32 protein-coding genes are annotated in these 25,042 nt (G+C 70.8%); 11 read left to right on the forward strand and 21 right to left on the reverse strand.

What is annotated here, in order from left to right; genetic code table 11:
- Positions 1–89: 89 nt before the first annotated feature.
- The 3 genes from F4559_RS25770 to F4559_RS25780 all read right to left on the reverse strand — a co-directional run bounded on the left by F4559_RS25770 (position 90) and on the right by F4559_RS25780 (position 2,455).
- The gene (locus F4559_RS25770; RefSeq protein WP_184672881.1) at positions 90–566 is read right to left on the reverse strand and encodes an anthrone oxygenase family protein; all 477 of its coding nucleotides are present in this window, start codon (positions 564–566) and stop codon (positions 90–92) included.
- A 71-nt stretch (positions 567–637) separates the two neighbouring features.
- Entirely contained in the window at positions 638–2,023 is a 1,386-nt protein-coding gene (locus F4559_RS25775; protein ID WP_312865821.1) for a glycine--tRNA ligase, read from the reverse strand.
- A gap of 54 nt (positions 2,024–2,077) precedes the next feature.
- On the reverse strand, positions 2,078–2,455 hold the full coding sequence (locus tag F4559_RS25780) for an antibiotic biosynthesis monooxygenase family protein (protein WP_184672885.1): 378 nt from the start codon (positions 2,453–2,455) through the stop codon (positions 2,078–2,080).
- Between the two features lie 17 nt (positions 2,456–2,472).
- Between F4559_RS25780 and F4559_RS25785 the strand changes: the two genes are divergently transcribed.
- The 3 genes from F4559_RS25785 to F4559_RS25795 are packed head-to-tail and all read left to right on the forward strand — an operon-like array spanning position 2,473 to position 3,600.
- The gene (locus F4559_RS25785) at positions 2,473–2,739 is read left to right on the forward strand and encodes a hypothetical protein (protein WP_246445329.1); all 267 of its coding nucleotides are present in this window, start codon (positions 2,473–2,475) and stop codon (positions 2,737–2,739) included.
- A gap of 46 nt (positions 2,740–2,785) precedes the next feature.
- A complete protein-coding gene (locus F4559_RS25790; RefSeq protein ID WP_184672887.1) occupies positions 2,786–3,181 on the forward strand; it encodes an ArsR/SmtB family transcription factor in 396 nt (131 codons plus the stop codon).
- Positions 3,178–3,600 (forward strand): Fur family transcriptional regulator, encoded by a 423-nt coding sequence (locus tag F4559_RS25795; protein WP_184672889.1) that lies wholly within the window; start codon positions 3,178–3,180, stop codon positions 3,598–3,600. Before F4559_RS25790 ends, F4559_RS25795 begins: the two co-directional genes overlap by 4 nt.
- Before the next feature lie 128 nt (positions 3,601–3,728).
- Here the strand turns inward: F4559_RS25795 and F4559_RS25800 are convergent, their stop codons facing one another.
- The 12 genes from F4559_RS25800 to F4559_RS25855 all read right to left on the reverse strand — a co-directional run bounded on the left by F4559_RS25800 (position 3,729) and on the right by F4559_RS25855 (position 12,349).
- A complete protein-coding gene (locus F4559_RS25800; protein ID WP_184672893.1) occupies positions 3,729–4,415 on the reverse strand; it encodes a TIGR03943 family putative permease subunit in 687 nt (228 codons plus the stop codon).
- Complete coding sequence (locus F4559_RS25805; RefSeq protein ID WP_184672895.1) at positions 4,412–5,437, reverse strand: permease; 1,026 nt, start codon at positions 5,435–5,437, stop codon at positions 4,412–4,414. The genes F4559_RS25800 and F4559_RS25805 overlap by 4 nt, the downstream gene beginning before the upstream one ends.
- Before the next feature lie 66 nt (positions 5,438–5,503).
- Positions 5,504–5,770: a hypothetical protein gene (locus F4559_RS25810; protein ID WP_184672896.1), complete on the reverse strand. Its 267-nt coding sequence runs from the start codon at positions 5,768–5,770 to the stop codon at positions 5,504–5,506.
- Positions 5,770–6,171: a YbjN domain-containing protein gene (locus tag F4559_RS25815; RefSeq protein WP_184676213.1), complete on the reverse strand. Its 402-nt coding sequence runs from the start codon at positions 6,169–6,171 to the stop codon at positions 5,770–5,772. The genes F4559_RS25810 and F4559_RS25815 overlap by 1 nt, the downstream gene beginning before the upstream one ends.
- A 17-nt stretch (positions 6,172–6,188) precedes the next feature.
- Positions 6,189–7,010 (reverse strand): isoprenyl transferase, encoded by an 822-nt coding sequence (locus F4559_RS25820; RefSeq protein WP_184672898.1) that lies wholly within the window; start codon positions 7,008–7,010, stop codon positions 6,189–6,191.
- Positions 7,011–7,051: 41 nt separating this feature from the next.
- On the reverse strand, positions 7,052–7,804 hold the full coding sequence (recO, locus tag F4559_RS25825) for a DNA repair protein RecO (RefSeq protein ID WP_184672900.1): 753 nt from the start codon (positions 7,802–7,804) through the stop codon (positions 7,052–7,054).
- Position 7,805: 1 nt separating this feature from the next.
- Positions 7,806–8,702, reverse strand: a complete 897-nt coding sequence (gene era / locus F4559_RS25830; protein WP_184672902.1) for a GTPase Era — start codon at positions 8,700–8,702, stop codon at positions 7,806–7,808.
- Between the two features lie 86 nt (positions 8,703–8,788).
- Positions 8,789–9,109 carry a (2Fe-2S) ferredoxin domain-containing protein gene (locus F4559_RS25835; RefSeq protein WP_184672904.1) on the reverse strand — a complete coding sequence of 107 codons (321 nt, stop codon included), beginning with the start codon at positions 9,107–9,109 and terminating at the stop codon, positions 8,789–8,791.
- A gap of 8 nt (positions 9,110–9,117) precedes the next feature.
- Complete coding sequence (locus tag F4559_RS25840; protein WP_184672906.1) at positions 9,118–9,450, reverse strand: cytidine deaminase-like protein; 333 nt, start codon at positions 9,448–9,450, stop codon at positions 9,118–9,120.
- Complete coding sequence (locus tag F4559_RS25845) at positions 9,443–10,735, reverse strand: hemolysin family protein (protein WP_184672908.1); 1,293 nt, start codon at positions 10,733–10,735, stop codon at positions 9,443–9,445. Before F4559_RS25845 ends, F4559_RS25840 begins: the two co-directional genes overlap by 8 nt.
- Positions 10,736–10,745: 10 nt before the next feature.
- Entirely contained in the window at positions 10,746–11,294 is a 549-nt protein-coding gene (gene ybeY / locus F4559_RS25850) for an rRNA maturation RNase YbeY (protein WP_184672910.1), read from the reverse strand.
- A gap of 5 nt (positions 11,295–11,299) precedes the next feature.
- Positions 11,300–12,349: a PhoH family protein gene (locus F4559_RS25855; RefSeq protein ID WP_312865823.1), complete on the reverse strand. Its 1,050-nt coding sequence runs from the start codon at positions 12,347–12,349 to the stop codon at positions 11,300–11,302.
- Positions 12,350–12,484: 135 nt separating this feature from the next.
- On the opposite strand from F4559_RS25855, the gene F4559_RS25860 reads away from it, so the two are divergent.
- Positions 12,485–13,288, forward strand: a complete 804-nt coding sequence (locus tag F4559_RS25860; protein ID WP_312865824.1) for a GNAT family N-acetyltransferase — start codon at positions 12,485–12,487, stop codon at positions 13,286–13,288.
- Positions 13,289–13,295: 7 nt separating this feature from the next.
- On the opposite strand, the gene F4559_RS25865 is transcribed toward F4559_RS25860, so the two are convergent.
- The 5 genes from F4559_RS25865 to hrcA form a co-directional block, all read right to left on the reverse strand.
- Positions 13,296–13,637 carry a histidine triad nucleotide-binding protein gene (locus F4559_RS25865; RefSeq protein ID WP_184672913.1) on the reverse strand — a complete coding sequence of 114 codons (342 nt, stop codon included), beginning with the start codon at positions 13,635–13,637 and terminating at the stop codon, positions 13,296–13,298.
- A gap of 259 nt (positions 13,638–13,896) precedes the next feature.
- Entirely contained in the window at positions 13,897–14,577 is a 681-nt protein-coding gene (locus F4559_RS25870; protein WP_184672915.1) for an alpha/beta hydrolase family protein, read from the reverse strand.
- A 201-nt stretch (positions 14,578–14,778) separates the two neighbouring features.
- On the reverse strand, positions 14,779–15,513 hold the full coding sequence (locus F4559_RS25875) for a 16S rRNA (uracil(1498)-N(3))-methyltransferase (RefSeq protein WP_184672917.1): 735 nt from the start codon (positions 15,511–15,513) through the stop codon (positions 14,779–14,781).
- On the reverse strand, positions 15,510–16,658 hold the full coding sequence (dnaJ, locus tag F4559_RS25880; RefSeq protein ID WP_184672919.1) for a molecular chaperone DnaJ: 1,149 nt from the start codon (positions 16,656–16,658) through the stop codon (positions 15,510–15,512). The genes F4559_RS25875 and dnaJ overlap by 4 nt, the downstream gene beginning before the upstream one ends.
- 82 nt (positions 16,659–16,740) lie before the next feature.
- Complete coding sequence (gene hrcA, locus F4559_RS25885) at positions 16,741–17,766, reverse strand: heat-inducible transcriptional repressor HrcA (RefSeq protein WP_184672921.1); 1,026 nt, start codon at positions 17,764–17,766, stop codon at positions 16,741–16,743.
- A 92-nt stretch (positions 17,767–17,858) separates the two neighbouring features.
- On the opposite strand from hrcA, the gene F4559_RS36555 reads away from it, so the two are divergent.
- A complete protein-coding gene (locus tag F4559_RS36555; protein ID WP_184672923.1) occupies positions 17,859–18,623 on the forward strand; it encodes a GNAT family N-acetyltransferase in 765 nt (254 codons plus the stop codon).
- Here the strand turns inward: F4559_RS36555 and hemW are convergent.
- On the reverse strand, positions 18,616–19,830 hold the full coding sequence (hemW, locus tag F4559_RS25895) for a radical SAM family heme chaperone HemW (protein ID WP_184672925.1): 1,215 nt from the start codon (positions 19,828–19,830) through the stop codon (positions 18,616–18,618). The two genes, F4559_RS36555 and hemW, sit on opposite strands and share 8 nt — an antisense overlap.
- Before the next feature lie 94 nt (positions 19,831–19,924).
- Here hemW and F4559_RS36840 point away from each other — a divergent pair, with 94 nt between their 5' ends.
- The 6 genes from F4559_RS36840 to F4559_RS25915 all read left to right on the forward strand — a co-directional run bounded on the left by F4559_RS36840 (position 19,925) and on the right by F4559_RS25915 (position 25,028).
- Positions 19,925–20,011 (forward strand): putative leader peptide, encoded by an 87-nt coding sequence (locus tag F4559_RS36840; RefSeq protein ID WP_376774724.1) that lies wholly within the window; start codon positions 19,925–19,927, stop codon positions 20,009–20,011.
- A gap of 108 nt (positions 20,012–20,119) precedes the next feature.
- Entirely contained in the window at positions 20,120–21,802 is a 1,683-nt protein-coding gene (locus tag F4559_RS25900; RefSeq protein WP_184672927.1) for a nitrite/sulfite reductase, read from the forward strand.
- A 123-nt stretch (positions 21,803–21,925) separates the two neighbouring features.
- Positions 21,926–22,084, forward strand: a complete 159-nt coding sequence (locus F4559_RS35515) for a DpnI domain-containing protein (RefSeq protein WP_246445330.1) — start codon at positions 21,926–21,928, stop codon at positions 22,082–22,084.
- Positions 22,081–22,782 carry a phosphoadenylyl-sulfate reductase gene (locus F4559_RS25905; protein WP_184672929.1) on the forward strand — a complete coding sequence of 234 codons (702 nt, stop codon included), beginning with the start codon at positions 22,081–22,083 and terminating at the stop codon, positions 22,780–22,782. Before F4559_RS35515 ends, F4559_RS25905 begins: the two co-directional genes overlap by 4 nt.
- Entirely contained in the window at positions 22,695–23,702 is a 1,008-nt protein-coding gene (gene cysD / locus F4559_RS25910) for a sulfate adenylyltransferase subunit CysD (protein ID WP_376774725.1), read from the forward strand. The genes F4559_RS25905 and cysD overlap by 88 nt, the downstream gene beginning before the upstream one ends.
- The gene (locus tag F4559_RS25915) at positions 23,703–25,028 is read left to right on the forward strand and encodes a sulfate adenylyltransferase subunit 1 (protein WP_184672933.1); all 1,326 of its coding nucleotides are present in this window, start codon (positions 23,703–23,705) and stop codon (positions 25,026–25,028) included.
- Positions 25,029–25,042: the final 14 nt, after the last annotated feature.

The following is a 25,042-nucleotide window of genomic DNA, read 5'->3' on the forward strand; positions in this document are numbered from 1 at the left end:
CAGGCAAGTTTCACTCGAATGTTCGTGACGAGATTCATAAGATAGGACGTATCGTCACGCTATGTAAACGCCAGAGAGACGAAACTTTTTCAACCGAGAGCTGCCAGCAGGAATACGATCGCGGCGGCCAGCGAGCCACCCGCTCGGGCGTGGTTCCACGGCACCCATTCGTTGAGGTACTTCGACCAGTAGTCGGAAGTTGCCTCTCGTTCGAGAGCGTTGTTGCGCGGGATGTGATAGGCGAAGGTCAACACGTACCCACCCAAGGCATAGAGCACGGCACCCGTGATCGCGAGCCCGCCGTCGGTGAACGCGGCCACCGCCGACACCGCGCCGGTGCCGAGGAAGAGCGAGACGAACCACGGGTTCACGACGGCGATGTTGATCGCCCGCATGGCCGCGAGGCCGACCTCGGGATCGGTCCGGCGCAGACCGGGCATGACCATCGCGGAGAACGCGAAGAAGACGCCGGCCATCATGGCGCAGCACAGAGCCGCGATGCTGGAGAACATGGCGTGAGTCAACCTCGCGACCCCGCCGGAATGCCATACCCGCACGACCGGCACCCATGACCGGTCGTCCGGACACACGAAGTCCGCCGCACCCCACCAAGGGGAACGGCGGACTCGACGGAAGCTCAGGCCCCGATCAGGCGGGCGGCCAGGTAGGACTCCAACTGGTCCATGGACACGCGCTCCTGCGCCATCGTGTCGCGCTCCCGCACCGTGACCGCGTGGTCGGTCAACGAGTCGAAGTCGACCGTCACGCAGAACGGCGTGCCGATCTCGTCCTGCCGCCGGTACCGGCGACCGATCGCGCCCGCGTCGTCGAACTCGATGTTCCAGTGCCGGCGCAACGCCGTGGCCAGGTCCTTGGCCTTGGGCGACAGCTCGGCGTTGCGACTCAACGGCAGCACGGCCGCCTTCACCGGCGCGAGGCGGCGGTCCAGCTTGAGCACGACGCGCTTGTCCACGCCGCCCTTGGCGTTGGGCGCCTCGTCCTCGACGTACGCCTCCAGCAGGAACGCCATCATCGGCCGGCCCACGCCCGCCGCGGGCTCGATCACGAACGGCTTGTACCGGCTGTTCGTGGCCTGGTCGAAGTACGACAGGTCCACGCCCGAGTGGTTGGAGTGCGTCGTGAGGTCGAAGTCCGTGCGGTTCGCGATGCCCTCCAACTCACCCCACTCCTGGCCGCCGAAGCGGAAGCGGTACTCGATGTCCACGGTCCGCTTGGCGTAGTGGGACAGCTTTTCCTTGGGATGCTCGTAGTGCCGCAGGTTCTCCTTGGCGATGCCCAGCTCCGTGTACCAGCGCGTGCGCTCGTCGATCCAGTACTGGTGCCATTCCTCGTCCGTGCCCGGCTCGACGAAGAACTCCATCTCCATCTGCTCGAACTCGCGGGTGCGGAAGATGAAGTTGCCCGGCGTGATCTCGTTGCGGAACGACTTGCCGATCTGGCCGATGCCGAACGGCGGCTTGCGGCGCGACGTGGTCTGCACGTTCAGGAAGTTCGTGAAGATGCCCTGCGCGGTCTCGGGCCGCAGGTAGTGCAGGCCCTCCTCGGTCTCCACCGGACCGAGGTGGGTCTTGAGCAGGCCGTTGAACATCTTCGGCTCGGTGAACTGGCCGCGCGTGCCGCAGTGGGGGCACGGCACGTCGGAGACGTCGCCCTCGGCGACCTCCTTGCCGGTGCGCTCGGCGTACTCCTCGACCAGCGTGTCCTGGCGGAACCGCTTATGACACGAGTTGCACTCGATCAGCGGGTCGACGAACGCCTCGACGTGGCCCGACGCCGTCCACACCTCGCGCGGCAGGATCACCGACGAGTCCAAGCCGACGACGTCCTCGCGACCACGCACCATGAAGTTCCACCACTGGCGCTTGATGTTGTCCTTCAGCTCGACGCCGAGCGGACCGTAGTCCCAGGCCGAGCGCGTACCGCCGTAGATCTCGCCGCACGGGTACACGAACCCGCGACGCTTGCACAGGCTGACGACGGTGTCGATGCGATCGGCTGCCACGGGAAACTCCATCACAAGGGGTCAAACGGGGGTCATCAGACTAGTCCCGGCTGCTCACCGCGCGGTCGTCGGTCCCGCCGCCTCGCCGAGCCGGACCGTGAACGCATCCGCCGCCACCAGGCTTTCGCTCTGCCGGACGTCACCCGATTCGGCGTCCAACAAGGGTTCGAACGCGGACGGTTCCGGATGGGCCGTCGACAACAGCGGGACGACGGCTTCGCGTACTTCGAACGGCGACAACGCGCGTCGGTACGCGGGCACGGACTCGAACTCGACCGTGAGCAGGAACAGGTCGTGCTGATCGGTCGACCGGGTCAACCGCCCGGCCCGCACGCCCGGCTGGGCGGTGAGCAGGGCCAGTGCCTTGGCGACCCGGTCGGTGAACGCCGACGCGTCCGCCTCGGCGACGGTGAACCGGCAGGCGAGCAGCACGGTGCAAGGATGCCACGGTGAACCGCGACGCCAAGCGCCCCCTCGTCCCCGGTGCCGGTCCGCTCGCGCGGGTGCCGGCGCCCGTGGTGTTCCTGCTGGTTCTCGGACTGTTCACGGTCGGTGTGCTGGTGCGCGGGCCGGTCGGCGCGGCGGTGCTGGGCGTGCTGTGCCTCGGGGTGCTGTCGTTGCTGGTGGTGACGTGGCCGCTGCTGCCCGTACCCGCGCGTGCCCTGCGGGTACTGGTGCTCGCGATCCTGGTGCTGGTCACGGTGTCGGTGCTGTAGGCGGGGCTACTATCGGTGGTGAAAATCCATACCACCGGGAGGTGCCGTGACGGCTGGGGTGCGAGGCGAGCACGTGCACTCCCCCGATCGCGACGCCCCGCGACCGGCGCCGCCGCCGTCGGTCCGCACGCTCTCCGCCGCCGGTGAGCTGTTGCGGGCGCTGGCCGCGCCCGTGCGCATCGCGATCGTGCTCCAGTTGCGGTCCGCCGACCTGTGCGTGCACGAGCTGGTCGAGATCCTGGGCGTGGCGCAACCGTTGATCAGCCAGCACCTGCGGGTGCTCAAGGCCGCCGGGGTCGTGCACGGCGAACGGCACGGCCGCGAGGTCGTCTACCGGTTGGTGGACGAGCATCTGGCGCACATCGTGGTCGACGCCGTGACACACGTCGAGGAAGGTCCGCATGGTAGTAACGAGCGGACCCGTCGGACGGAGGAACAGTGACGACAAGCGAGCGCCCGACCGCACCGGTACCCGGGCTGCGGTCCACCCGGCAGCGCACTGCCGTGTCCCGGCTGCTCGACACGCTCGACGAATTCCGGTCGGCCCAGGAACTGCACGAGGAGCTGCGCAAGCGCGGCGAGGGCATCGGGCTGACGACCGTGTACCGGACGCTGCAGTCCCTGGCGGACGCGGGCGAGGTGGACGTCCTGCGCACCGACACGGGCGAGGCGATCTACCGGCGGTGCTCGGCGCACCACCATCACCACCTGGTGTGCCGGCGGTGCGGGCACACGGTCGAGGTCGAGGGACCCGCCGTGGAGAAGTGGGCCGACCGCGTCGCCGCCGAGAACGGCTTCTCGGAGGTCAGCCACACCGTGGAGATCTTCGGCACGTGCGCGGACTGCGCCGCCAAGCCCTAGCCGCGCGAGTCCTCCACCCAGGCACCCTGAAATACGCGCTCGGACACCTTCGATCAGGTGGTGCCGAGTGCGTATTTCGGGGTGCCTGAGTGCGTATTTCGGGGTGTCCGAACGGAGGACTCGCGGGGTCAGTCCTCGTAGGGCTCGGGTGGCGCGGGGATCGTGGTGATCGTGGTGACGGTCAGGGTCGGCACGAACGCCGACGCCTGGGTGGCCGAGCCGGGCACCACGCGGCCGGTGGCCTCGATCCACTGGTCGGTGGGCAGCGTGGCGAAGTCCTGCCCCGCCAACAGCGCCTTCACCGGCCGGGCGTCGGCCGCGCAGCACGAGATCGTCAGCCGGGCGATGTAGACGTTCGTGCCCTGCCTGGCCACGAAACCGGTCAGGCGGACGGTGCGGTCGTCCAACGACCCCGAGTCGTCCCAGGCCGTGCGCATGACGAAGTCGGTGATCGTCAACGGCACCACGGTCTCGTCCGGCAGCGCCTCGAAACCCGCGCCCGCCTTGGGCGCGGTGTTGCCCTTGCCCGTGACGGTGTCCGCGCCCAGGGCCGGCGGGCTGATCAGGAAGACCGCCAGCACCGGCAGCAGCAACAACCACGTGCTGTGCGAACGGTGGTCGTGGTCGTGTTCGCGCTCCCGGCGGATGTCGCGGACGATCGCCACGAGCGCCAGCACCACCATGATCGCGCCGGTCGCGATCAGCCACGGGCGCAGGGATTCCTTGACGTAGCGCAGGTACGTGTCGGTCAGCGCGAGTTTCAACAGCGCGCCGCCCAGCAGCACCAGCAGGATGTTCTGGGTCTCACGCCTCACAGGAACACCACTCCCGACAACACCGCGCAGCCGATCGCCACGAGGAACACCGCGGGCGCGAACCGCCACGCGAACGACCGCCCGAACGCGCCCGCCTGCAACGCCACCAGTTTCACGTCCACCGCCGGACCCACGACCAGGAACACCAGGAGCAGACGCGGTGACAGCAGCGTGGACATCGACACGGCCACGAACGCGTCCGCCTCGCTGCACAACGCCAGCACCACGGCCAACAACGCCATCACGAACACGCCGAGCGCGACCTGACCGGCCAGCGTCTCCAGCCACTCGGTCGGCACGAGCACCTTGAACGCCGCCGCGAACACGCCGCCCAGCACCAGGTACCCGCCCGCCTCCACGAGGTCGTGCCGCGCCGTCTCGGCGAAGACCGCCCAGCGGGACGTGCCGTCGTGGTCGCGGACGCGGGCCAACGCCCGTTCGGCGATCCACTCGGTCCGGCCGAACCGCGTCCACAGCCAGCCGACGACGACCGCGGTGAGCAGCGAGCCGACGAACCGCGCGGGCACCATCAGCGGGGCGTCCTTGAACGCCACGGCCGTCGACACCAGCACGATCGGGTTCACGGCCGGCGCGGCGAGCAGGAACGTCAACGCCGCCGCGGGCGCCACGCCCTGACCCATCAGCCGCCGGGCGACCGGCACGGACGCGCACTCGCAGCCAGGCAGCGCGACGCCCGCGACACCGGCGACCGGCACGGCCAGCGCCTCCTTGCGCGGCAACAGCCGGCGCAGGGCGCTCGCGGGCACGAACGCGGCGATGGCGCCGCTGATCAACACACCGAGCACCAGGAACGGCAACGCCTGCACGCACACGGCCACGAACGTGGTCGACGCGGTCCGCACGCGGGGTGCGTCCAGCAGCAGCGAAGCCAGCCAGTCCTGCCCGACGAGGGCGAGCACGAGCACCGCGCACAGCACCTCGAGCGAGGTGATCCGCCACCTCGGCGGCGACGGGCGCGGACGCCGGCCGCGGATCTCGCCAGTGATTGTCACTTTCGACATGATGCCGGCCGCGGCCGGCCACCGGCAGGGACGTCCGGCCGGGGGATCCCGGCCGGACGCACCGGGTCACTCCTCGTCGGCGCGCATCTCCGCGACGGCGTCCAACACGTCCTGCGCGCTCTCCACCGGCATGAGCGGTTCGACGACCGCGGACACCGAGGAGTCCTGCGCCAAGACCGACTCGGCCAGCTCGATGGCCTCCGCACGGTCGTACGGGCCGCACAGGAAGGACGCCCACTCCTCGCCCACGCGGGCCTCGAACGTCACCGCCCACGGCAGCGAGTCGACGTCGCCGTCCTCCTCGTCGGGTTCGTACACGGTCAGGCCGGCCATCACTCTTCGCCCTTCGACAGGAGTTCGCCGCGCAACTGCGAGGCGGTGGACACCACGAGCATGAGCAGCGTGCTCAGCGGCTCGGGCTTCAAACCCTCGGCGGGGAACGCGTACCGCAAGGTCACGTCCATGCCGCGATCGGTGTGCACGACGCCGAGCGTGCCGAACAGGCCCCGGCCCGCGCGCTCGGCCGCGGACACGGCCAGCTCGCGGTCCTCGGGCAGGTCCCACGCCACGACGCAGGTCAGGCTGAGCACGGTCAGCCCCTCGGCCAGGCGCATGGCCTGCACGGCGCACGGCACGTCGCCGTGGCGGAAGCTCAACGCGCCGTCGTCGTCCACGTGCACCTCGTGGAACAGCTCCAGCGCGGTCCGCGCGGACGTGAGCAGTTCGGCGGTCATCTGGGCGTCGTCGTCGGTCACGGGGTGCTCTCCTCGTCGGGCTTGTCGATCGCGCCACCGAACCTGCGGTCGCGCCGGGCGTACTGCTCGCACGCCCGCCACAGGTGCTGCCGGTCGAAGTCGGGCCACAGGATGTCCTGGAAGACCATCTCCGCGTAGGCCGACTGCCACAGCAGGAAGTTCGAGATGCGCTGCTCCCCGGACGGGCGGACGAACAGGTCCACGTCCGGCATGTCGGGCTGGTACAGGTGGCGGGCGAGCGTACGCTCGTCCACCTTCTCCGGGTTGATCTTCCCGGCGGCGGCGAGCCGGGCGATCTCGCGGGCGGCGTCGCCGATCTCGGCCCGGCCGCCGTAGTTGATGCACATGGCCAGGTTGAGCGTGTCGTTGTCGCGGGTGCGCTCCTCCGCGACCTCCAGCTCCTTGATCACGCTGCGCCACAGCCGCGGCCGCCGGCCGGCCCACCGCACGCGCACGCCGAGTTCGTCGAGTTCGTCGGTGCGGTGGTGGATCACGTCGCGGCTGAAGCCCATGAGGAAGCGGACCTCCTCGGGGCTGCGCCGCCAGTTCTCCGTGGAGAACGCGTACAGCGACAGCCACTTCACGCCGAGCTGGATCGCGCCCTTCGCGGCCTCGACGACGACCGCCTCGCCGCGCTTGTGCCCCTCGATCCGGGACAGGCCGCGCTGGTTGGCCCAGCGCCCGTTGCCGTCCATGACGATCGCGACGTGTTTCGGGACCAACTCGGCGGGGATGTCGGGAGGCGTCGCGCCGGACGGGTGGGGTTCCGGGGGTCGGGGAACGCGCCGCGCGCGTTCGGCCCGCCGTCGGCGAAGCATGGCTGTCCTCTCGGGGGTGGTGCGGCTGCGGTGCGGCGACTCTATCCGTCGGCGGCGGGCGGTCTGCGCTCGACCAGCGGCAGCGAGCGCAGTTGCCGTTCCAGGTGCCATTGCAGGTGGGCGGCCACGAGACCGCTCGCCTCGCGCCGGTGCACGGCCGGCACGCCGTCCACCCCCGACCAGTCGCCGTGCAGGAGTGCGATCAGGAGACGCAACGTGTCGGCGTGTGGTTGCGCGCTGCCCGGCGGGCGGCAGTCCGGGCAGACCATCCCGCCGGCCTGGATGTTGAACGCGCGGTGCGGTCCGGGCGTACCGCACCGGGCACACTCGGTCACCGCCGGCGCCCAGCCCGCGAAAGCCATGGCGCGCAGCAGGAACGCGTCGAGCACGAGGGAAGCGTCCCGCTCCCCGGCCGCCAACGCCCGCAACGCACCAGTGACCAGCAGGTACAGCCGCAGGACGGGTTCGCCCTCCTCGGCGGTGAGCCGGTCGGCGGTCTCCAGCACCGCGCACGCCGCCGTGTACCGCTGGTAGTCGTCGACCAGGGCCACGCCGAACGCGTCGACCGTCTCCACCTGCGTGACCACGTCCAGCGACCGGCCGGGGTAGAACTGCACGTCCACGTGCCCGAACGGTTCGAGCCGGGCACCGAACCGGCTGGAGGTGCGCCGCACGCCCTTGGCGACCGCGCGGACCTTGCCGTGCCGCTGGGTCAGCAGCGTGATGATCCGGTCGGCTTCGCCGAGCTTCTGCACCCGGAGGACGACCCCCGTGTCCCGGTACAGGTTCGCCACGCTAGAACCCCAGGCGGCGCAACTGCTTCGGGTCGCGCTGCCAGTCCTTCGCGATCTTGATGTGCAGGTCCAGGTACACGCGCGTGCCCAGCAGTTTCTCGATCTGCCGGCGCGAGGTGATGCCGACCTGCTTGAGCCGCTCGCCCCGGTGGCCGAGGATGATCGCCTTCTGGCTGGGCCGCTCGACGAACACGTTGGCGTGGATGTCGACCAGGTCGTCCCGGCCCTCGCGCGGGAGCATCTCCTCGACCACGACGGCGATCGAGTGCGGCAGCTCGTCGCGCACGCCCTCCAGCGCGGCCTCGCGGATCAGCTCGGCGACCAGCGTCTGCTCGGGCTCGTCGGTCAGCTCGCCGTCCGGGTACAGCGGCGGGCCTGCCGGCAGTTTGCCGACGAGCAGCTCGGCGAGCTGCTCGACCTGGTAACCCGACTGCGCCGACACCGGGATGAACTCGGCGAAGTCCATGACCTGCTGCAACGCCAGGAGCTGCTCGGCGACCTGCTGCGGGCCGACCAGGTCGGTCTTGGTGACGATGCCGATCACCGGCGTGCGCTTGGCGATCTTCTCCAGCTCGGCCGCGATGAACCGGTCGCCGGGGCCGACCTTCTGGTCGGCGGGCACGCAGAAGCCGACCACGTCCACCTCCGACCAGGTCTCCCGGACCAGGTCGTTGAGGCGCTGGCCGAGCAGCGTGCGCGGCCGGTGCAGGCCGGGCGTGTCGACCAGCACGAGCTGGCCGTCCGCGCGGTGCACGATCCCCCGGATGGTGTGCCGGGTGGTCTGCGGCTTGCTCGACGTGATCGCGACCTTCGTCCCGACCAGCGCGTTGGTCAGCGTCGACTTGCCCGCGTTGGGTCGGCCGACGAAGCACGCGAACCCGGACCGGTAATCCTGCATCCGCCCATTGTCCCCGCACCCGCCGGACGTGCCGCGTCCGCCCTCGTTATCGGTGCCGCACCCGGCCGCGGCACCGTTCCCGTCGATCAGGACGCCGATCCCAGCCGGCCCCGGATCAGGTTGAGTTCGAGGAGTTCGGGCAGGGGGCCGCCGGTCTCCAGCCAGTCCTCCAGGTCGGACAGGACGGCGTCGTGCAGGACCAGGCCGAACCACACCGGCTTCTCGCCGGGTCGCTTGACCACGATCACGTTCGAGCTCTCGCACACGTCCAGGCAGTCGGCCGTGCGCACGGTGACCGTGCCGCCCGAGCGGTCGGCCAGCGCGCGCAGCCGGGCGAGCTGGTCGTCGTGGTCGTAGTCGGGGTACTTCTTCACCGTGCCGCAGCAGCAGCCGCGGCACACCGTCACCAGTGCCACTAGACGGTGTCCACGTGTGTGCCCGACGCGTCGGCACGCAGGACCGGGATGCCCGGGGTCAGGTCGTGGGCGGCCGAGACCGAATCGCCGTCGAGCGCGTCCGCGTCCGTCACCACGGCGGCGGCCTCCAGGCCCTCGGCACCGCTGGACACGGCCGCCGCCACGGCCGCCTGGAGGGCGGTGAGCTTCAACGACGGCAACGCCACCGTGGTCGCGGCGTACGTGCGGCCGTCGGTGTCGCGGACGGCCGCGCCCTCGGCCGTCCCCGTGCGGGCCCGCGACGCCCTGGCCAACGTGATCAACTTCTGGTCCTCGGCGGCCAGGTCAGACATCGGGGGTCTCCTCGTCGTCGGTCACCGGGCGGACGAGCACCGTCGTGATGCGCATCCGCCCCCGTTCGTCCTTGCCACCCTCCGCGCGCAGGCGAAGGCCCTCGATCTCCGCTTCCGTGCCGGGCAGCGGCACGCGGCCGAGGCGCTGCGCGAGCAGCCCGCCGACCGTCTCCACCTCGTGGTCGTCCAGTTCGGTGCCGAACAGGGCGTCGAGGTCGTCCACGGGCAGACGCGCGCTCACCCGCACCGACCCGTCGGTCAGGTGCTCGACCGGCGGCCGGTCGTCCTTGTCGGACTCGTCGGTGATCTCGCCGACGATCTCCTCCAGGATGTCCTCGATGGTCAGCAGGCCGGCCGTGCCGCCGTACTCGTCGACCACGATCGCCAGGTGGTTGCGGGTCAACTGCATCTCCCGCAGGAGGTCCGCGATCGGCTTCGAGTCGGGGATGAACGAGCCCTGGCGCATCAGCCCGGACACGGCCGTGTCGTCCGGCTCGCCCGCCAGCGTGTGCCGGACCAGGTCCTTGAGGTTCACCACGCCGAGCACGTCGTCGACGCTCTCGCCGATCACCGGCACCCGCGTGTATCCGGTGCGCAGCGACAACGCCAACGCCTGGCGCACGGACTTCGTCCGCTCGATCCACACGATCTCCGTGCGCGGCACCATGACCTCGCGGGCGATCGTGTCGCCGAGCTGGAACACCGAGTGGATCATCTCGCGCTCGCCCTCGTCGACGACGCCGCGCTCCTGCGCCATGTCGACCAGCTCGCGCAGCTCCACCTCGGACGAGAACGGGCCCTCGCGGAAGCCCTTGCCCGGCGTGATCGCGTTGCCGACCAGGATCAGCAGCCGCGACAGCGGGCCGAGCAGGCGGCCGAGCACGCGCACCGGACCGGCGGCCAGCAGGCTCACCGCGTACGGGTGCTGCCGGCCGATCGTGCGCGGACCGACGCCCACCAGCACGTACGACACGACGAGCATGGCCAGCCCGGCGACCGACACGGCCAGCCAGCCGGTCTCGATCGTGCGCAGGGACACGACCGTGACCAGCACGGTCGCCGACAGCTCGCAGCCCAGCCGCAACAACAGCAGCAGGTTGACGTGCCGGGGCCGGTCGGTCAGGACCTGGATCAACTGGCCGGTGCCGACCCGGTCGCCTTGGCGGTGCAACGCCTCGACGCGGGCCCGCGACACCGTGCCCAGCGCGGCGTCCGCACCCGCGAACGCCCCGGCCGCCAGCACGAGCAGCACGGCCAGCACGAGCAGGCCGGAAGAACTCCACATGGCGGTCGCCTCAGGCTTCTTGCCCGCCGGAGTCCTCCAGACCCGCGGCGCCGAGCAGCTTCGAGTCCGCCTCGCGCTGCGCCGACTGGCGCACCGCCTCGGCCGCGGCCGAGCGGAAGTCGGCCAGGATGCGGTTCTGGAGCGTGAACATCTCCCGCTCCTCGGCGGGCTCCGCGTGGTCGTAGCCGAGCAGGTGCAGCACGCCATGCACGGTAAGCAGGTGCAGCTCGTCCAGCAGCTCGTGGCCCGCCTTCTCCGCCTGGTCCTGCGCGAAGTCCGGGCATAGCACGATGTCGCCGAGCAGCGCCGGGCCGAGACCGGCCGCGTCCGGACGGCGGGCCGAGTCCAGCTCGTCCATGGGGAAGGCCATGACGTCCGTGGGACCCGGCAGGTCCATCCAGCGCTGGTGCAGGTCGGCCATCACGTCCAGCTCGACGAGCAGGACGGACAGCTCGGCCAGCGGGCTCACGCCCATCCGGTCCAGGGCGAACCGGGCGGCGGCGACGATGGAGGTCTCGTCGACGCCGACGCCCGACTCGTTCGCGATCTCGATGCTCACGACGCCTATCGTCCCCGGCGCTGCTGACGTGCCCGACCACCGGGTCCGGTGTGGTGCTCGTGCTCCTCGGTCTCGGCGACCGCGACCTGCCACTTCTCGTACGCGTCGACGATGTCGGCCACCAGCCGGTGGCGGACCACGTCGTGGCTGGTCAGCACGGAGAAGTGCACGTCCTCGACGCCTTCGAGGATCTCCCGGACGACCCGCAGGCCGCTGCGCTGCCCGCCGGGCAGGTCGACCTGGGTGACGTCGCCGGTCACCACGACCTTCGAGCCGAACCCGAGCCGGGTGAGGAACATCTTCATCTGTTCGGGCGTCGTGTTCTGCGCCTCGTCCAGGATGATGAACGCGTCGTTGAGCGTGCGACCGCGCATGTACGCCAGCGGTGCGACCTCGATCGTGCCCGCCTGGGTGAGACGCGGGATCGACTCCGGGTCGACCATGTCGTGCAGCGCGTCGTAGAGCGGACGCAGGTACGGGTCGATCTTCTCGTGCAGCGTGCCCGGCAGGTAGCCCAGCCGCTCGCCCGCCTCGACCGCCGGGCGGGTCAGGATGATCCGGTTGACCTGCTTGGCCTGGAGCGCCTGCACGGCCTTGGCCATCGCCAGGTAGGTCTTGCCGGTACCCGCCGGACCGATGCCGAACACGATCGTGTTCTTGTCGATGGCGTCGACGTAGTGCTTCTGGTTCAGCGTCTTGGGCCGGATCGTGCGCCCGCGCCGCGACACGATGTCGAGGCTGAGCACCTCGGCCGGCGACTCGCCGGTGCCGGCGGACAGCATCGCGACCGTGCGGCGGACGGCGTCCGGGTTGACCTGCTGGCCGCGCGCGGCGAGCGTGACCAGCTCCGAGAACACGCGCTCGGCGAAGGCCACGTCGGCGGGCAGGCCGGACAGGGTGATCTCGTTGCCCCGCACGTGGACGTCCGCTTCGAGGAGTTCCTCGGCGAGGCGCAGGTTCTCGTCACGCTGCCCGAGCAGGGCGAGGACCGCGCTGTCCGGCACGGCGAACTTGTACTGGGCGTCCTGCGGCGTGTTGTCTGCGGTTCCGGCCACGTGGATTCGGGCCCTGCTTCCTGCGCGTTCGCGCTGCTCGGGGTGGTGCTCGGTGCGGGTGCCTTCGATGCTAGTCGCCGGTACCGACAGTCCGCACCGAAGTAACTCCGGGGCGGAAACCCGCTGGACGCGACCGTGACGCTGGGGAGTGTGACGACGTTGCGGGAGTTGACGGGCGACGACCTGGACGCGTGCCGGGCACTGGCGCGGTCGCGGACGTGGCCCGACGAGCCGGACAAGTGGGCGTTCCTGCTTCGGGTGGGGACCGGGTTCGGGCTGTTCGACGGGTCCCGGCTGGTCGGGACGGTGCTCGTGACGCGGTTCCCCGGGCACGCGGTGATCAGCATGGTGCTGGTGGCCGTGACGCACGAGAGGCGTGGGCTGGGGCGGCGGCTGATGACGCACGCCCTGGAGTTCGCCGATTCGCCGGTGGTGTCGTTGCACGCCACGCCGAACGGGCGGCCCCTGTACTCGAAGCTGGGGTTCGTGGCGGTGGATCGGGTCACGGCGCATGTCGGCCGGTTCACGCGCGCGGCGAGTGGGGTGTCGCGGCCGTTGGTCGCCGCGGATCGGGACCGGGTGGTGGCCGAGGACGCCCGGGTGTTCGGGGCGGACCGGTCGGGGATGTGGGACGGGTTGTTCGGGTTCGTGGAACGGGCCCGGGTGTCGCCCGAGGGGTTCGGGTGTGCGTGGTGGAACCTCGATCGGCTCATGATCGGGCCGGTGGTGGCGCGGAGCGTCACGGGGGCGGCGGAGTTGGTCGCGGACCTCGCGGCGGGGGATCGGGTGATCCGGGTGGATTCGCGGTCGTCGGGGTTGGGGGCGTGGTTGGTGCGGCACGGGTTGGCGGCGCGGGCAACCGTGGACCTGATGGTGCGCGGTGAGTTCCCGGGTGACCGCGACCGCCTGTTCGCGCCGGTGATGCAGGCGTTGGGGTAGGCCCTTTTCAGGCCAGCGGGCCCAGTCGTCGGCCGCCGAGGACGTGCAGGTGGGCGTGGAAGACGGTTTGGCCGGCTTCCACGCCGGTGTTGAACAGGAGGCGGTAGCCGGAGTCGGCGACGTTCTCGGTCTTGGCGACCTCGCCGGCCGTGCGGAACAGGTCGTCGAGGACGCCGGGGGCGGTGGTGGTGAGGGCTACCGCGTCGGTCGCGTGGATCTTGGGGACGACGATCACGTGGACCGGGGCTTGGGGGGCGATGTCGCGGAAGGCGAGCGTCGTGTCGGTCTCGTGGACCACGGTGGCGGGGAGTTCGCGGGCCACGATGCGGCAGAACAGGCAGTCGGACATGCGCCGCAGGCTACTGAACGCGCGAGTCCTCCACTCGGACACCGTGAAACACGCGTTCAGGCACCTTCGATCGGGTGCCGTTGCTCTTGTGAACGCGCGAGTTATGCGTTCAGGCACCGCGAGTTGTGCACTCGGGACCGTGCGGTGTGCGGTGGGGATCGTGGGGTGCGCGTTGGGGCGCCGGCAGGTAGCGGGGTTGATCGTGATGGTGTCGGTGCGCTGTATCGGACCGGCCTGGGCCGCGTGGTTCGTCGGTGGTTCAGGGCCTGGCTTCTGCCGCCAGGCGTAGTGCCGCGTCTCGGCAGGTTTGCCAGGCCTTCGTGCCAGGGGTGATCAGGTCCATGTGGGTCGTGTTCCGGAGGGTGATCAACTCTGCGCCGGAGGCGGTGGCGAAGGCTTCGCTTTGGCTGATCGGGACGTCCTCGTCGTTCTCGCCGTGGACGAGGACCATCGGCTTGTCGATCGGGAGGCAGGCGGTCGGGTCGGCGTCGGCGTACTTGTCGGGGACCTCCTCCGGGGTTCCGCCGAGGAGTTCCGCTGCCCGCTTGGTGATCTGGGGGTCGCCCCGGAAGTCGAGGACGCCGGCCTGGGACACGGCGCCGACGACCCGGGGGTGGCGGGCTGCCGCCCAGACCGCCAGGTGGCCTCCTGCCGAGTGACCGAGAGTGACCAAGGGGCCCGCTACCGCGTCCAGTGCGGCGAGGACGTCCTCGCCTGTTTCGGGCCAGCCGCCGCCGGCAGATATGCGGCGGTACTCGATTGTCAGTGCCCGGACGCCGTGCGCCACCAGATCGAGCGCCAGTGGGCGGCCCAACTCGAGTCCATATCGCTCGTGCCAGAACCCGCCGTGGATGACCACGACCACGGCCGAACGGTTCTGCGGTGGACCCGTCAATTCGGCGAATTGGCTCGGATGGTCGCCGTAGACGATGCGCTGCAACGGACGCCTCCAGACGAAAAAAGGGCCGCGTCGCGGTGGGACCTGGGGGTCGCCCCACCGCGACACGGCGACGCCGGACCGAGGGGGGAGGTGTCCGGCGAGCTTGGCGTCCGAGAGGAGGTCGGCGGTTAGGCCGAAGCGACCCCTCAGGCCAAGAGAGTAACCCCTGAGCCCGCTCTCCGCCAGCGCAGGGGCGCACTACTACCGCCAGCGATCGGTCAGCACACCGAGCGCACCCAAAGCCACGGCCGCCGCGGTGGATGCTCGCAGAACGGTATGGCCCAGTCGCACCGCGTGCGCGCCCGCGGTCGTCAATGCCGACAATTCCTCGTCGGTGATCCCGCCTTCCGGACCGACCACCAACAACACGTCGCCGTCGGTCGGCAGTTCGACATCGGCGATTGAACCCGTGGCAGTCTCGTGCAAAACCAACGTGACCGACGACGAACTCGTCAATCGAGCCAACTCGGCGGTCCCGACCGGTTCCGCGACCGAAGGGACGCGGGCCCTGCGTGCCTGTTTCGCGGCTTCCCGAACGGTCGCGCGCCAGCGTTCCAGGGCCTTCGCGCCGCGGGGACCCTCGTCCCACTTGGTGACGCAGCGCGACGCCCGCCACGGCACGACCCCGTCCACGCCGGCCTCGGTCGCCAGCTCCACGGCCAGCTCCCCGCGATCGCCCTTGACCAACGCCTGCGCCACGACGACCCGCACGCGGGGCTCGGGCACGACCCACCGCTCGACGACGTCCAGCCGCAGGCCGTCCTTGAGCGCCTCGGCCACGACGCACCGCGCCTGGGCACCCGTGCCGTCCGACAGCACCAGCTCCTCGCCCGCACGCAACCGCCGCACGGTCGCCGCGTGCCGCCCCTCCGGGCCGTCCAACAGCATGGACGACCCGGCGGGCAGCGCGGGGACCAGGAAGACCGGTGGCGTCACCGGTGGCCGCGGCCGGACCGCAGCCGCGAGAACAGACCGCCGCCCTTGCCGTTGTGCGACAGGCTCGGCTCGTCCTCGCCACGCGCCACGGCCAGCTCGCGCAGCAGTTCGGTCTGCCGGGCGTCGAGCTTGGTCGGCACCACGACCTCGAGGTGGACGTGCAGATCGCCGCGGCCGTCGACGCGCCCGGTCGAGCGCAGGCGGGGCATGCCGCGGCCGGTGAGCACCAGCTCGGTGTTCGGCTGGGTACCGGGGTCGATGACCAGTTCTTCCTCGCCGTCGAGCGTCTTGAGCGACAGCACGGCGCCGAGCGCGGCGGTCGTCATCGGGATGCGGATCGCGCAGTGCAGGTTGGCGCCGTCACGCTCGAAGTCCTCGTGCGGCACCTCCTCGATCTCCACGTACAGGTCGCCCGCCGGGCCACCGCCCGGACCGACCTCGCCCTGACCCGCCAGCCGCACGCGCATGCCCTCGGCCACACCGGCCGGGATCTGCACGGAGATCGTCCGCCGCGACCGCACCCGGCCCTCGCCCGCGCACTGCCGGCACGGGTCCGGGATGACCTCGCCCAGTCCCCGGCACACCGGGCACGGCCGGGCCGTCACGACCTGGCCGAGGAACGAGCGCTGCACGGACTGCACCTCGCCGCGCCCGCCGCACGTGTCGCAGCGCACCGGGGCCGAACCGTCGGCGCAGCCGCTGCCCACGCACACGTCGCACAGGATCGCGGTGTCGACGGTCAGTTCACGACTGGTGCCCGCCGCGCACTCCTCCAGCGTCATGGCGAGCCGGATCAACGCGTCCGAGCCCGGCTGGACCCGGCTGCGCGGACCGCGTCCGCCACCCGCTCCCCCGCCGGCGCCGAAGAACGCGTCCATGATGTCGCCGAGGCCGAACCCGGCGAACGGGTCGCGCCCGCCGCCACCGCCACCCTGGTCGAGCGGATCCCCGCCGAGGTCGACGACCTGCCGCTTCTTCGGGTCCGACAGGACCTCGTAGGCGGCGGTCACCTCCTTGAAGCGGGCTTCCTCGTTGGGGTTGACGTCCGGGTGCAACTGCCGCGCGAGCTTGCGGTAGGCGCGCTTGATCTCCTCAGGGGTCGCGTCGCGCGCGACTCCGAGCATGCCGTAGTAGTCCCTCGCCACCGTGTGTCCTCCTGCGGGCGCGCATGTCCGCGCGCACCGCTCGCTTGCGAAACGTCCCGCGTGACCCGGGTGTTCCCCCGCCTCACCGTGAGGTCAGGATCTCACCGACGTAGGTGGCGACCGCGCGCACCGCCGCCATGGTCCCGGGGTAGTCCATCCGGGTCGGCCCGACCACGCCCATGCCGCCGAGCAGGTTGTCCCGGCTGCCGTAGCCGATGGAGACGATCGAGGTGCTGCGCATCTCGGCCGCCTCGTTCTCCTCCCCGATGTGCACCAGGATGGTGCCGGGATCGCGGGCCGCCGCCAGCAGCTTCAGCACGACGACCTGCTCCTCCAGCGCCTCCAGCACCTGGCGCAGCGAACCGGGGAAGTCTGCCACGTTCCGGGTCAGGTTCGCGGTGCCACCCAGCACCAGGCGTTCCTCGGGGTGCTCGACCAGCGATTCGATCAGCACGGTGGCGACCCGCGTCACGGCGTCGCGCAGCTCCGGCGGCGACTGGTCGGGCAGGGCCGCGACCTCGGCGGACGCGTCGGACAGCCGCTTGCCGACCATGGCCGCGTTGAGCAGGGAGCGCAGCCGGGCGACGTTGTCCTCGACGATCACGTCCCCGAGGTCGACCGACCGCTGGTCGACCCGGCCGGAGTCGGTGATCAGCACGAGCATCAGGCGGGCGGGCGTGATCGCCAGGACCTCCAGGTGCCGGACGGTGGACCGGCTCAACGTGGGGTACTGCACGACCGCGACCTGGCGGGTGAGCTGGGCCAGCAGCCGGACGCTGCGACGCAGCACGTCGTCGAGGTCGTAGGCGCCCTCGAGGAAGTGGCGGATGGCCTTGCGCTCGGGCGACGACAGCGGCTTGACCTCGCTGAGCCGGTCGACGAACAGGCGGTAGCCCTTGTCGGTGGGCACGCGGCCGGCGCTGGTGTGCGGCTGCGTGATGTAGCCGTCCTCCTCCAGCGCGGCCATGTCGTTGCGCACGGTCGCGCTGCTCACGCCGAGGTTGTGCCGCTCGACCAGGGCCTTGGAGCCGACCGGTTCCTGGTTGGACACGTAGTCGGCGACGATCGCCCGCAGCACGTCGAAACGGCGCTCATCGGCGTTCACCACGCGTCACCTCCGTCAGGGGACAGTCCTCCCACCGAGTTTACGGAGGTGGCGGGCGGTCACGGGAATCCCGCACCGGAAACACGGTCGCCGCGGTGAGGTATCCCCCGATAGCGTCCGGCGTGCTCATCCCCCGAATCCAGGCCGCGCTGCGCGCGTCGATCGTCGACGACTCCGTGCGGGTGGGGCCGTTCCTGGTCCGCTTCGACGCCGGTTCCGACCACCCGTTCCTCAACTACGCCGTGCCCGACGACGGCGCCGACCCCACGTCCGAGCAGGTCGCGGAGCTGGTGGCGGCGTTCCGCGCGCGGTCGCGCACGCCCCGGCTGGAGTACCTGCGCCCGGCGCCGGCCGCCGACGCGGCGCTGGCGGCGGCCGGGTTCACCGTCGACCAGCTGCTGCCGATGATGGCGATCGACGCGCTGACCGCGCCGCCGACGCCGGCCGGGGTGGCGCTCGCACTCGCCACTTCGGACGCGGACCTGTTCGACGTGGCGACGGTGCAGAACGTCGGCTTCGGGGTGGACGCGCCGGCGACCGACTCGGACGTGGCGCGGCAGCGGGCCGTGCTGGACGCGGGCGGGTTCGCGGTCGTGGCCCGGCTCGGCGACGCGGTGGTGGGCGCCGGCGTGGCGACGGCACCGCACGACGGGCTGTCGCAGGTGGCCGGCATCGCCGTGCCGGAGGCGTTCCGCCGGCGGGGGATCGCGTCGACGGTGTGCGCGGACCTGACCGCACGGGTGTTCGCGGCCGGGTGGACGCCGTTCCTGGAGACCGAACCGGACGGGAAGGTCACCCGGCTGTACGGGCCGCTGGGGTTCTACAAGATCGGCGAGTCGGCGGCCGTCACGCTCAAGTGAGGCGGTGCACGACCGCGTCGGCGAGCAGTCGGCCCCGGTCGGTCAGCACGCAGCGGCCCGCCGCGAGCGCGGCCTCGTCGAGCAGGCCGTCGACCGCGGCGGCCTTGGCCCGCGCGCGACCGTCCTCGTCGAGCACGTCCAGCGGCAGTCCCTCGGCCAGGCGCAGTTCGAGCAGCACGCGTTCGACCCGCCGGTCGTCGGGGGTCAGGGTCTCGCGGCCGGCGGCGGGCGAGCCGCCCGCCGTGAGGAGTTCGGCGTACTTGGCCGGGTGTTTGACGTTCCACCAGCGCACGCCGCCGACGTGGCTGTGCGCGCCCGGTCCGGCGCCCCACCAGTCCGCGCCCTGCCAGTAGAGGAGGTTGTGGCGGCAGCGGGCGTCCTCGGTCGCGGCCCAGTTCGAGACCTCGTACCACCGCAGGCCCTGCGCGGTCAGGGCCGCGTCGACGAGTTCGTACTTGTCGGCCAGCACGTCGTCGTCGGGCATCGGCACCTCGCCGCGCCGCACCCGGCGGGCCAGGGCCGTGCCCTCCTCGACGATCAGCGCGTACGCCGACACGTGGTCCACCCCCGCCGAGCGCACGGCGTCGAGCGACGCGCGCAGGTCGTCGAGCGACTCGCCGGGCGTGCCGTAGATCAGGTCGAGGTTCACGTGCTCGAAACCGGCCTCGCGCGCCTCCCGCGCCGCCGCGGCGGGACGGCCCGGGGTGTGGACGCGGTCGAGCACGGCGAGCACGTGCCGCACCGCCGACTGCATGCCCAGCGACACCCGCGTGTAACCGGCGTCACGAAGGGCGCCGAAGAATTCCGGTGACGTGGACTCCGGATTCGACTCCGTGGTGACTTCGGCGCCGGGCGCCAGACCGAACGCGCCGCGCACCGCGTCGAGCACGGCCGCGAGACCGTCGGCGCCCAGGAGTGACGGAGTGCCACCGCCCACGAACACGGTGTCGGCACGCGGCGGGGTGCCGAGCACGGTCGCGGCGAGGTCGAGTTCGCGCTTCACGGCGTCCAGCCACGACGCCGGTGACGCCGATGTGCCCAGCTCACCGGCGGTGTAGGTGTTGAAGTCGCAGTAGCCGCAGCGGGTCGCGCAGAACGGCACGTGCACGTACACGCCGAACGGGCGGGTACCGAGACCGGTCAGCGCCGAGGAGGGCAGTGAGCCGTCGGCGGGCGCGGGATCACCGGTCGGCAGGGCGGAGGGCATGGGCCCCATTGTCCCATCTACCAGCGCCGTGACCCCCGTCCCACCATCCGGTTGACTGTGGACCACGGGGTGGACACATGGCACCCTGACAGCCATGACGTCGACCGGAATCCGCCTGGTGGTACGCCGCCATGTGGATTTTCGTCGCGTCTCCAGCGCGATGTGCCGCAGGTCGGCATAACCGCGCGCGACTGTTGTTCCCGTCGGCGCCGGTTGCGCTGACGAGACCCCCACCACGCACCCCGGGACTCGTACGCGCACCAGCGCCCCGAATCCCCGGAGGACGAGGATGGTCCCCCCGACTACGACGCCTGGGCGCGCCAAGCAGCGCCGAGGTGAGGGGCAGTGGGCGCTGGGCTACCGCGAGCCGCTGAACCCGAACGAGCGGAGCAAGAAGGACGACAACCCGCTCAACGTGCGGGCGCGGATCGAGAACATCTACGCCCGCGGCGGGTTCGCCTCCATCGACCCCGGCGACCTGCGTGGCCGCTTCCGCTGGTACGGCCTGTACACGCAGCGCAAGCCCGGCATCGACGGCGGCCGTACCGGCGCGTTGGAGCCCGAAGAGCTGGACGACGAGTACTTCATGCTGCGCGTCCGCATCGACGGCGGCCGGCTGACCACCCAGCAGCTCGCGCTGATCGGCGAGCTGTCGCAGACGTACGCGCGCGACACGGCCGACATCACCGACCGGCAGAACGTGCAGTACCACTGGATCCGCATCGAGGACGTCCCCGCGCTCTGGCAGCGGCTGGAGGACGCGGGCCTGACGACGATGGAGGCGTGCGGCGACAGCCCACGCGTCGTGCTCGGTTCCCCGGTGGCGGGCATCTCCGCGGACGAGATCATCGACGGCTCCCCCGCCATCGACGAGATCCTCGAGCGCTACATCGGCGACCCGCGCTTCGCCAACCTGCCGCGCAAGTTCAAGACCTCGATCTCGGGCCGGCAGGACACCGCCCACGAGATCCACGACATCGCGTTCGTCGGCGTCGAGCACCCCGAGCACGGCCCCGGGTTCGACCTGTGGGTCGGCGGCGGCCTGTCCACGAACCCGATGCTGGCCAAGCGGCTGGGCGTCTGGGTGCCGCGCGACGAGGTGCCGGCCGTGTGGGAGGGCGTGATCAGCGTCTTCCGCGACTACGGCTACCGCCGGCTGCGGCACCGCGCGCGGATCAAGTTCCTGGTGGCGGACTGGGGTCCGGAGAAGTTCCGCCAGGTGCTGGAGGACGAGTTCCTCGGCCGCAAGCTGATCGACGGCCCGGCGCCGGAGACGCCCGCGCGGCCCATCGACCACATCGGCGTGCACCGGCAGAAGGACGGCCTGTTCTACGTCGGCGCCGCGCCGGTCGCCGGCCGCGTGTCCGGGTCGATCCTGGTCGAGGTGGCCAAGGCCGTCGAGCGGGCCGGGTCGAACCGGGTCCGGCTGACCCCGCAGCAGAAGCTGGTCGTGCTCGACGTGGCCGAGGCCGAGGTCAAGGGCCTCCAGGCGGCGCTGGCCGAACTGGGGTTGCAGACCGAGCCGTCGCCGTGGCGGCGGGGCATCATGGCGTGCACCGGCATCGAGTTCTGCAAGCTCGCGATCGTGGAGACCAAGGCCCGCGCGGCGACGTTGGTCGACGAGTTGGAATCGCGGCTCGCGGACATCACCGACGGCACGACCGCGCCACTGGCCGTGCACATCAACGGCTGCCCCAACTCGTGCGCGCGCATCCAGACCGCCGACATCGGGCTCAAGGGCCAGATCGTCACCGACGAGGCGGGCAACCAGGTCGAGGGCTTCCAGGTCCACCTGGGCGGCGGGCTCGGGCTCGATTCGGGCTTCGGGCGCAAACTGCGCGGCCACAAGGTGACCGCGACCGACCTCCCGGACTACGTCGAACGGGTTGTCCGCAATTTTGTGGCACAAAAAGAGGAAGACGAGCGTTTCGCACAGTGGGTCGCCCGTGCCGACGAGGCAGACCTGAGGTGAGCGCGCGAGAACGCGTTGGTCGTCCGGGGTCGGCTTCCGGCCGTGGAGCTTGCGGAATCGCCGGAAGTCGGCCCCGGACGGCCGACTTCCGGCGATCGAGCCGCCGACTCCGGAGGAGCGGCCATGAGTGACCGAGCGACACCTTTTTACTGTCCCTACTGCGGAGATGAGGACCTCCGGCCCCAGGAGGAGCCCGCCTACTCCTGGCTCTGCAACTCGTGCCGCCGCGTGTTCACCGTGAAGTTCATTGGTCTCAACCTTCCCCAGGAGGTGCAGCGATGACCGCCCCGTCACGGGTCGAGGAGCTGAAGGTGATCGCGGAAGCGGCGTCGGTCGAACTGGCCGACGCGTCCGCGGACGAGGCGTTGGCGTGGACCGCGCGGACGTTCGGCGAAAGCTGGATCGTCGCGTCGAACATGCAGGACGCGGTGCTGATCGACCTGGCCACCAAGGTCAAGTCCGACATCGACGTGCTGTTCCTGGAAACCGGCTACCACTTCGCGGAGACCATCGGCACGCGTGATGCGGTCGACCTGGTCTACCCCGACGTGCACATCGTGAACGCGGCGGCCGAGCAGTCGGTCGCCGAGCAGGAGGCCGAGTTCGGCCTGCTGAACCAGACCGATCCCGGCCGGTGCTGCCGACTGCGCAAGGTGATCCCCTTGCAGGCGACCCTGCGCAACTACGACGCGTGGGTCACCGGCGTGCGCCGGGTCGACGCGCCCACGCGCGCGACTACGCCGATCGTGCAGTGGGACGAGCGCAACGGGCTGGTCAAGATCAATCCGATCGCGGCGTGGTCGGACGACGAGTTCAACGCCTACATCGCCGACCGCGGGATCCTCGAGAACCCGCTGGTGCAGGCCGGTTATCCCTCCATCGGCTGCGCGCCCTGCACCGCGAAGCCGTTGCCGGGAGCCGACCCGCGCAGCGGTCGGTGGGCAGGCCAGGCCAAGACGGAATGCGGGTTGCACGGATGAGCGGCACAGCCACGACGGGGACGTCGTCGACACTGGACACCCTCGGTCGCCTGGAATCGGAGGCGATCCACATCTTCCGGGAGGTGGCGGGCGAGTTCGACCGACCGGTGATCCTGTTCTCCGGCGGCAAGGACTCGACCCTGCTGCTGCACCTGGCGGTGAAGGCGTTCTGGCCCGCGCCGGTGCCGTTTCCGCTGTTGCACGTGGACACCGGGCACAACTTCGACGAAGTGATCGAATTCCGTGACCGTGTCGTTGCCGAACACGGACTTCGACTGGAAGTCGCGAAGGTCCAGGATTACATCGACGACGGAAGGTTGTCGGAACGTCCCGACGGTACCCGGAATCCGTTGCAGACAGTACCCCTGCTCGATGCGATCACCTCTCACAAGTTCGACGCGGTGTTCGGCGGCGGACGCCGCGACGAGGAGCGCGCACGGGCCAAGGAACGCATTTTCAGCCTGCGTAACGCGTTCGGACAGTGGGAGCCGCGGCGGCAGCGTCCCGAATTGTGGAACCTCTACAACGGAAGGCACCGCCCGGGGGAACATGTACGCGTGTTCCCGCTGTCCAACTGGACGGAACTTGACGTCTGGCACTACATCGCGAGGGAGGGGATCGAATTGCCTTCGATCTACTACGCCCACACGCGCGATGTGTACCTGCGTGACGGCATGTGGCTCGCGGAAGGTCCGTGGGGCGGGCCGCGCGACGGTGAAGAACTGATCACGAAGACCATCCGCTACCGGACGGTCGGAGACGGATCCTGCACCGGCGCGGTCGAGTCCGACGCCACCGACATCGAGGCCGTCATCGCCGAAGTGGCGGCGTCCCGGTTGACCGAGCGCGGCGCCACGCGTGCCGACGACCGGCTGTCGGAAGCCGCCATGGAGGACCGCAAGCGGGAGGGCTACTTCTAGATGAGCGACCTGTTGAGATTGGCCACGGCGGGCAGCGTGGACGACGGCAAGTCCACTTTGGTCGGACGACTGCTGTACGACACCAAGTCCGTGCTCGCCGACACGCTCGACGCGGTGCACCGCGCCAGCGCGGACCGGGGACTGACGACTCCGGACCTGTCGCTGCTCGTGGACGGGCTGCGCTCCGAGCGTGAACAGGGCATCACCATCGACGTGGCATACCGCTACTTCGCCACGCCGCGAAGGTCTTTCGTGCTGGCGGACACCCCGGGACACGTGCAGTACACCCGCAACACGGTGACCGGCGCGTCCACCGCGCAGCTCGGCGTGCTGCTGGTCGACGCCCGCAAGGGCGTCGTCGAGCAGACCCGCCGGCACGCGGCGGTGCTCGCGCTGCTGGGCGTCCCGCGCCTGGTGCTCGCGGTGAACAAGATCGACCTGGTCGACTACGACCCGGTCGTGTTCTCCCGCATCGCCAAGGAGTTCACCGCGCACGCGCTCGCCCTCGGCTTCACCGAGGACGCGGTCGTGGAGATCCCGGTGTCGGCCCTCGCGGGCGACAACGTGGTCGAGCGCTCGGCGCGGACGCCCTGGTACACCGGCCCCACCCTGTTGGAGCACCTGGAGACCGTGCCGGTCGAGCCCGACCCGCACGACGCGCCGTTCCGGTTCCCGGTGCAGTACGTGATCAGGCCGCGCACCGCGCAGTTCCCGGACTACCGGGGCTACGCGGGCCAGGTGGCGGCGGGCACGGTGCGGGTCGGCGACGAGATCGTCGTCCTGCCCTCGGGTCTGCGCAGCCGCGTGGAGGGGATCGACACCGCCGACGGCCCGCTGGAGGAGGCGTTCGCCGGTCAGTCGGTGACGCTCCTGCTCGCCGACGACGTGGACATCTCACGCGGCGACCTGATCGCGCCCGCCGACTCGCGCCCGGCCGTCGTCGACGAGTTCGACGCGACCGTGTGCTGGTTGTCGGACAAGGCTTTGACACCCGGAGCCCGGGTGCTGGTCAAGCACGGCACGCGCACCGTGCAGGCCATCGTGACCGAACTGCGCACCCGGTTCGACGAGCAGCGGCTGGCGAGCACCGCCGGTCCGGACTCGTTGAACCTCAACGAGATCGGCCAGGTCGCCCTCCGCACCGCCGAGCCGGTGCCCGTCGACGACTACGCGCGCAGCCGGCGCACCGGCGCGTTCCTGGTCATCGACGCCGCCGACGGCAGCACCCTGGCGGCGGGTCTCGTGGGCGCGCCACTGCCCGAACTGGACGGTGTGGCAGGCGACGCGCGCGCCGACAACCACGCCCTCGTCTCCCCCGGCCCCTGACCTCCCGAAAGGCA

This window comes from Saccharothrix violaceirubra (assembly GCF_014203755.1).
GTDB classification, from domain to species: Bacteria; Actinomycetota; Actinomycetes; order Mycobacteriales; family Pseudonocardiaceae; genus Actinosynnema; species Actinosynnema violaceirubrum.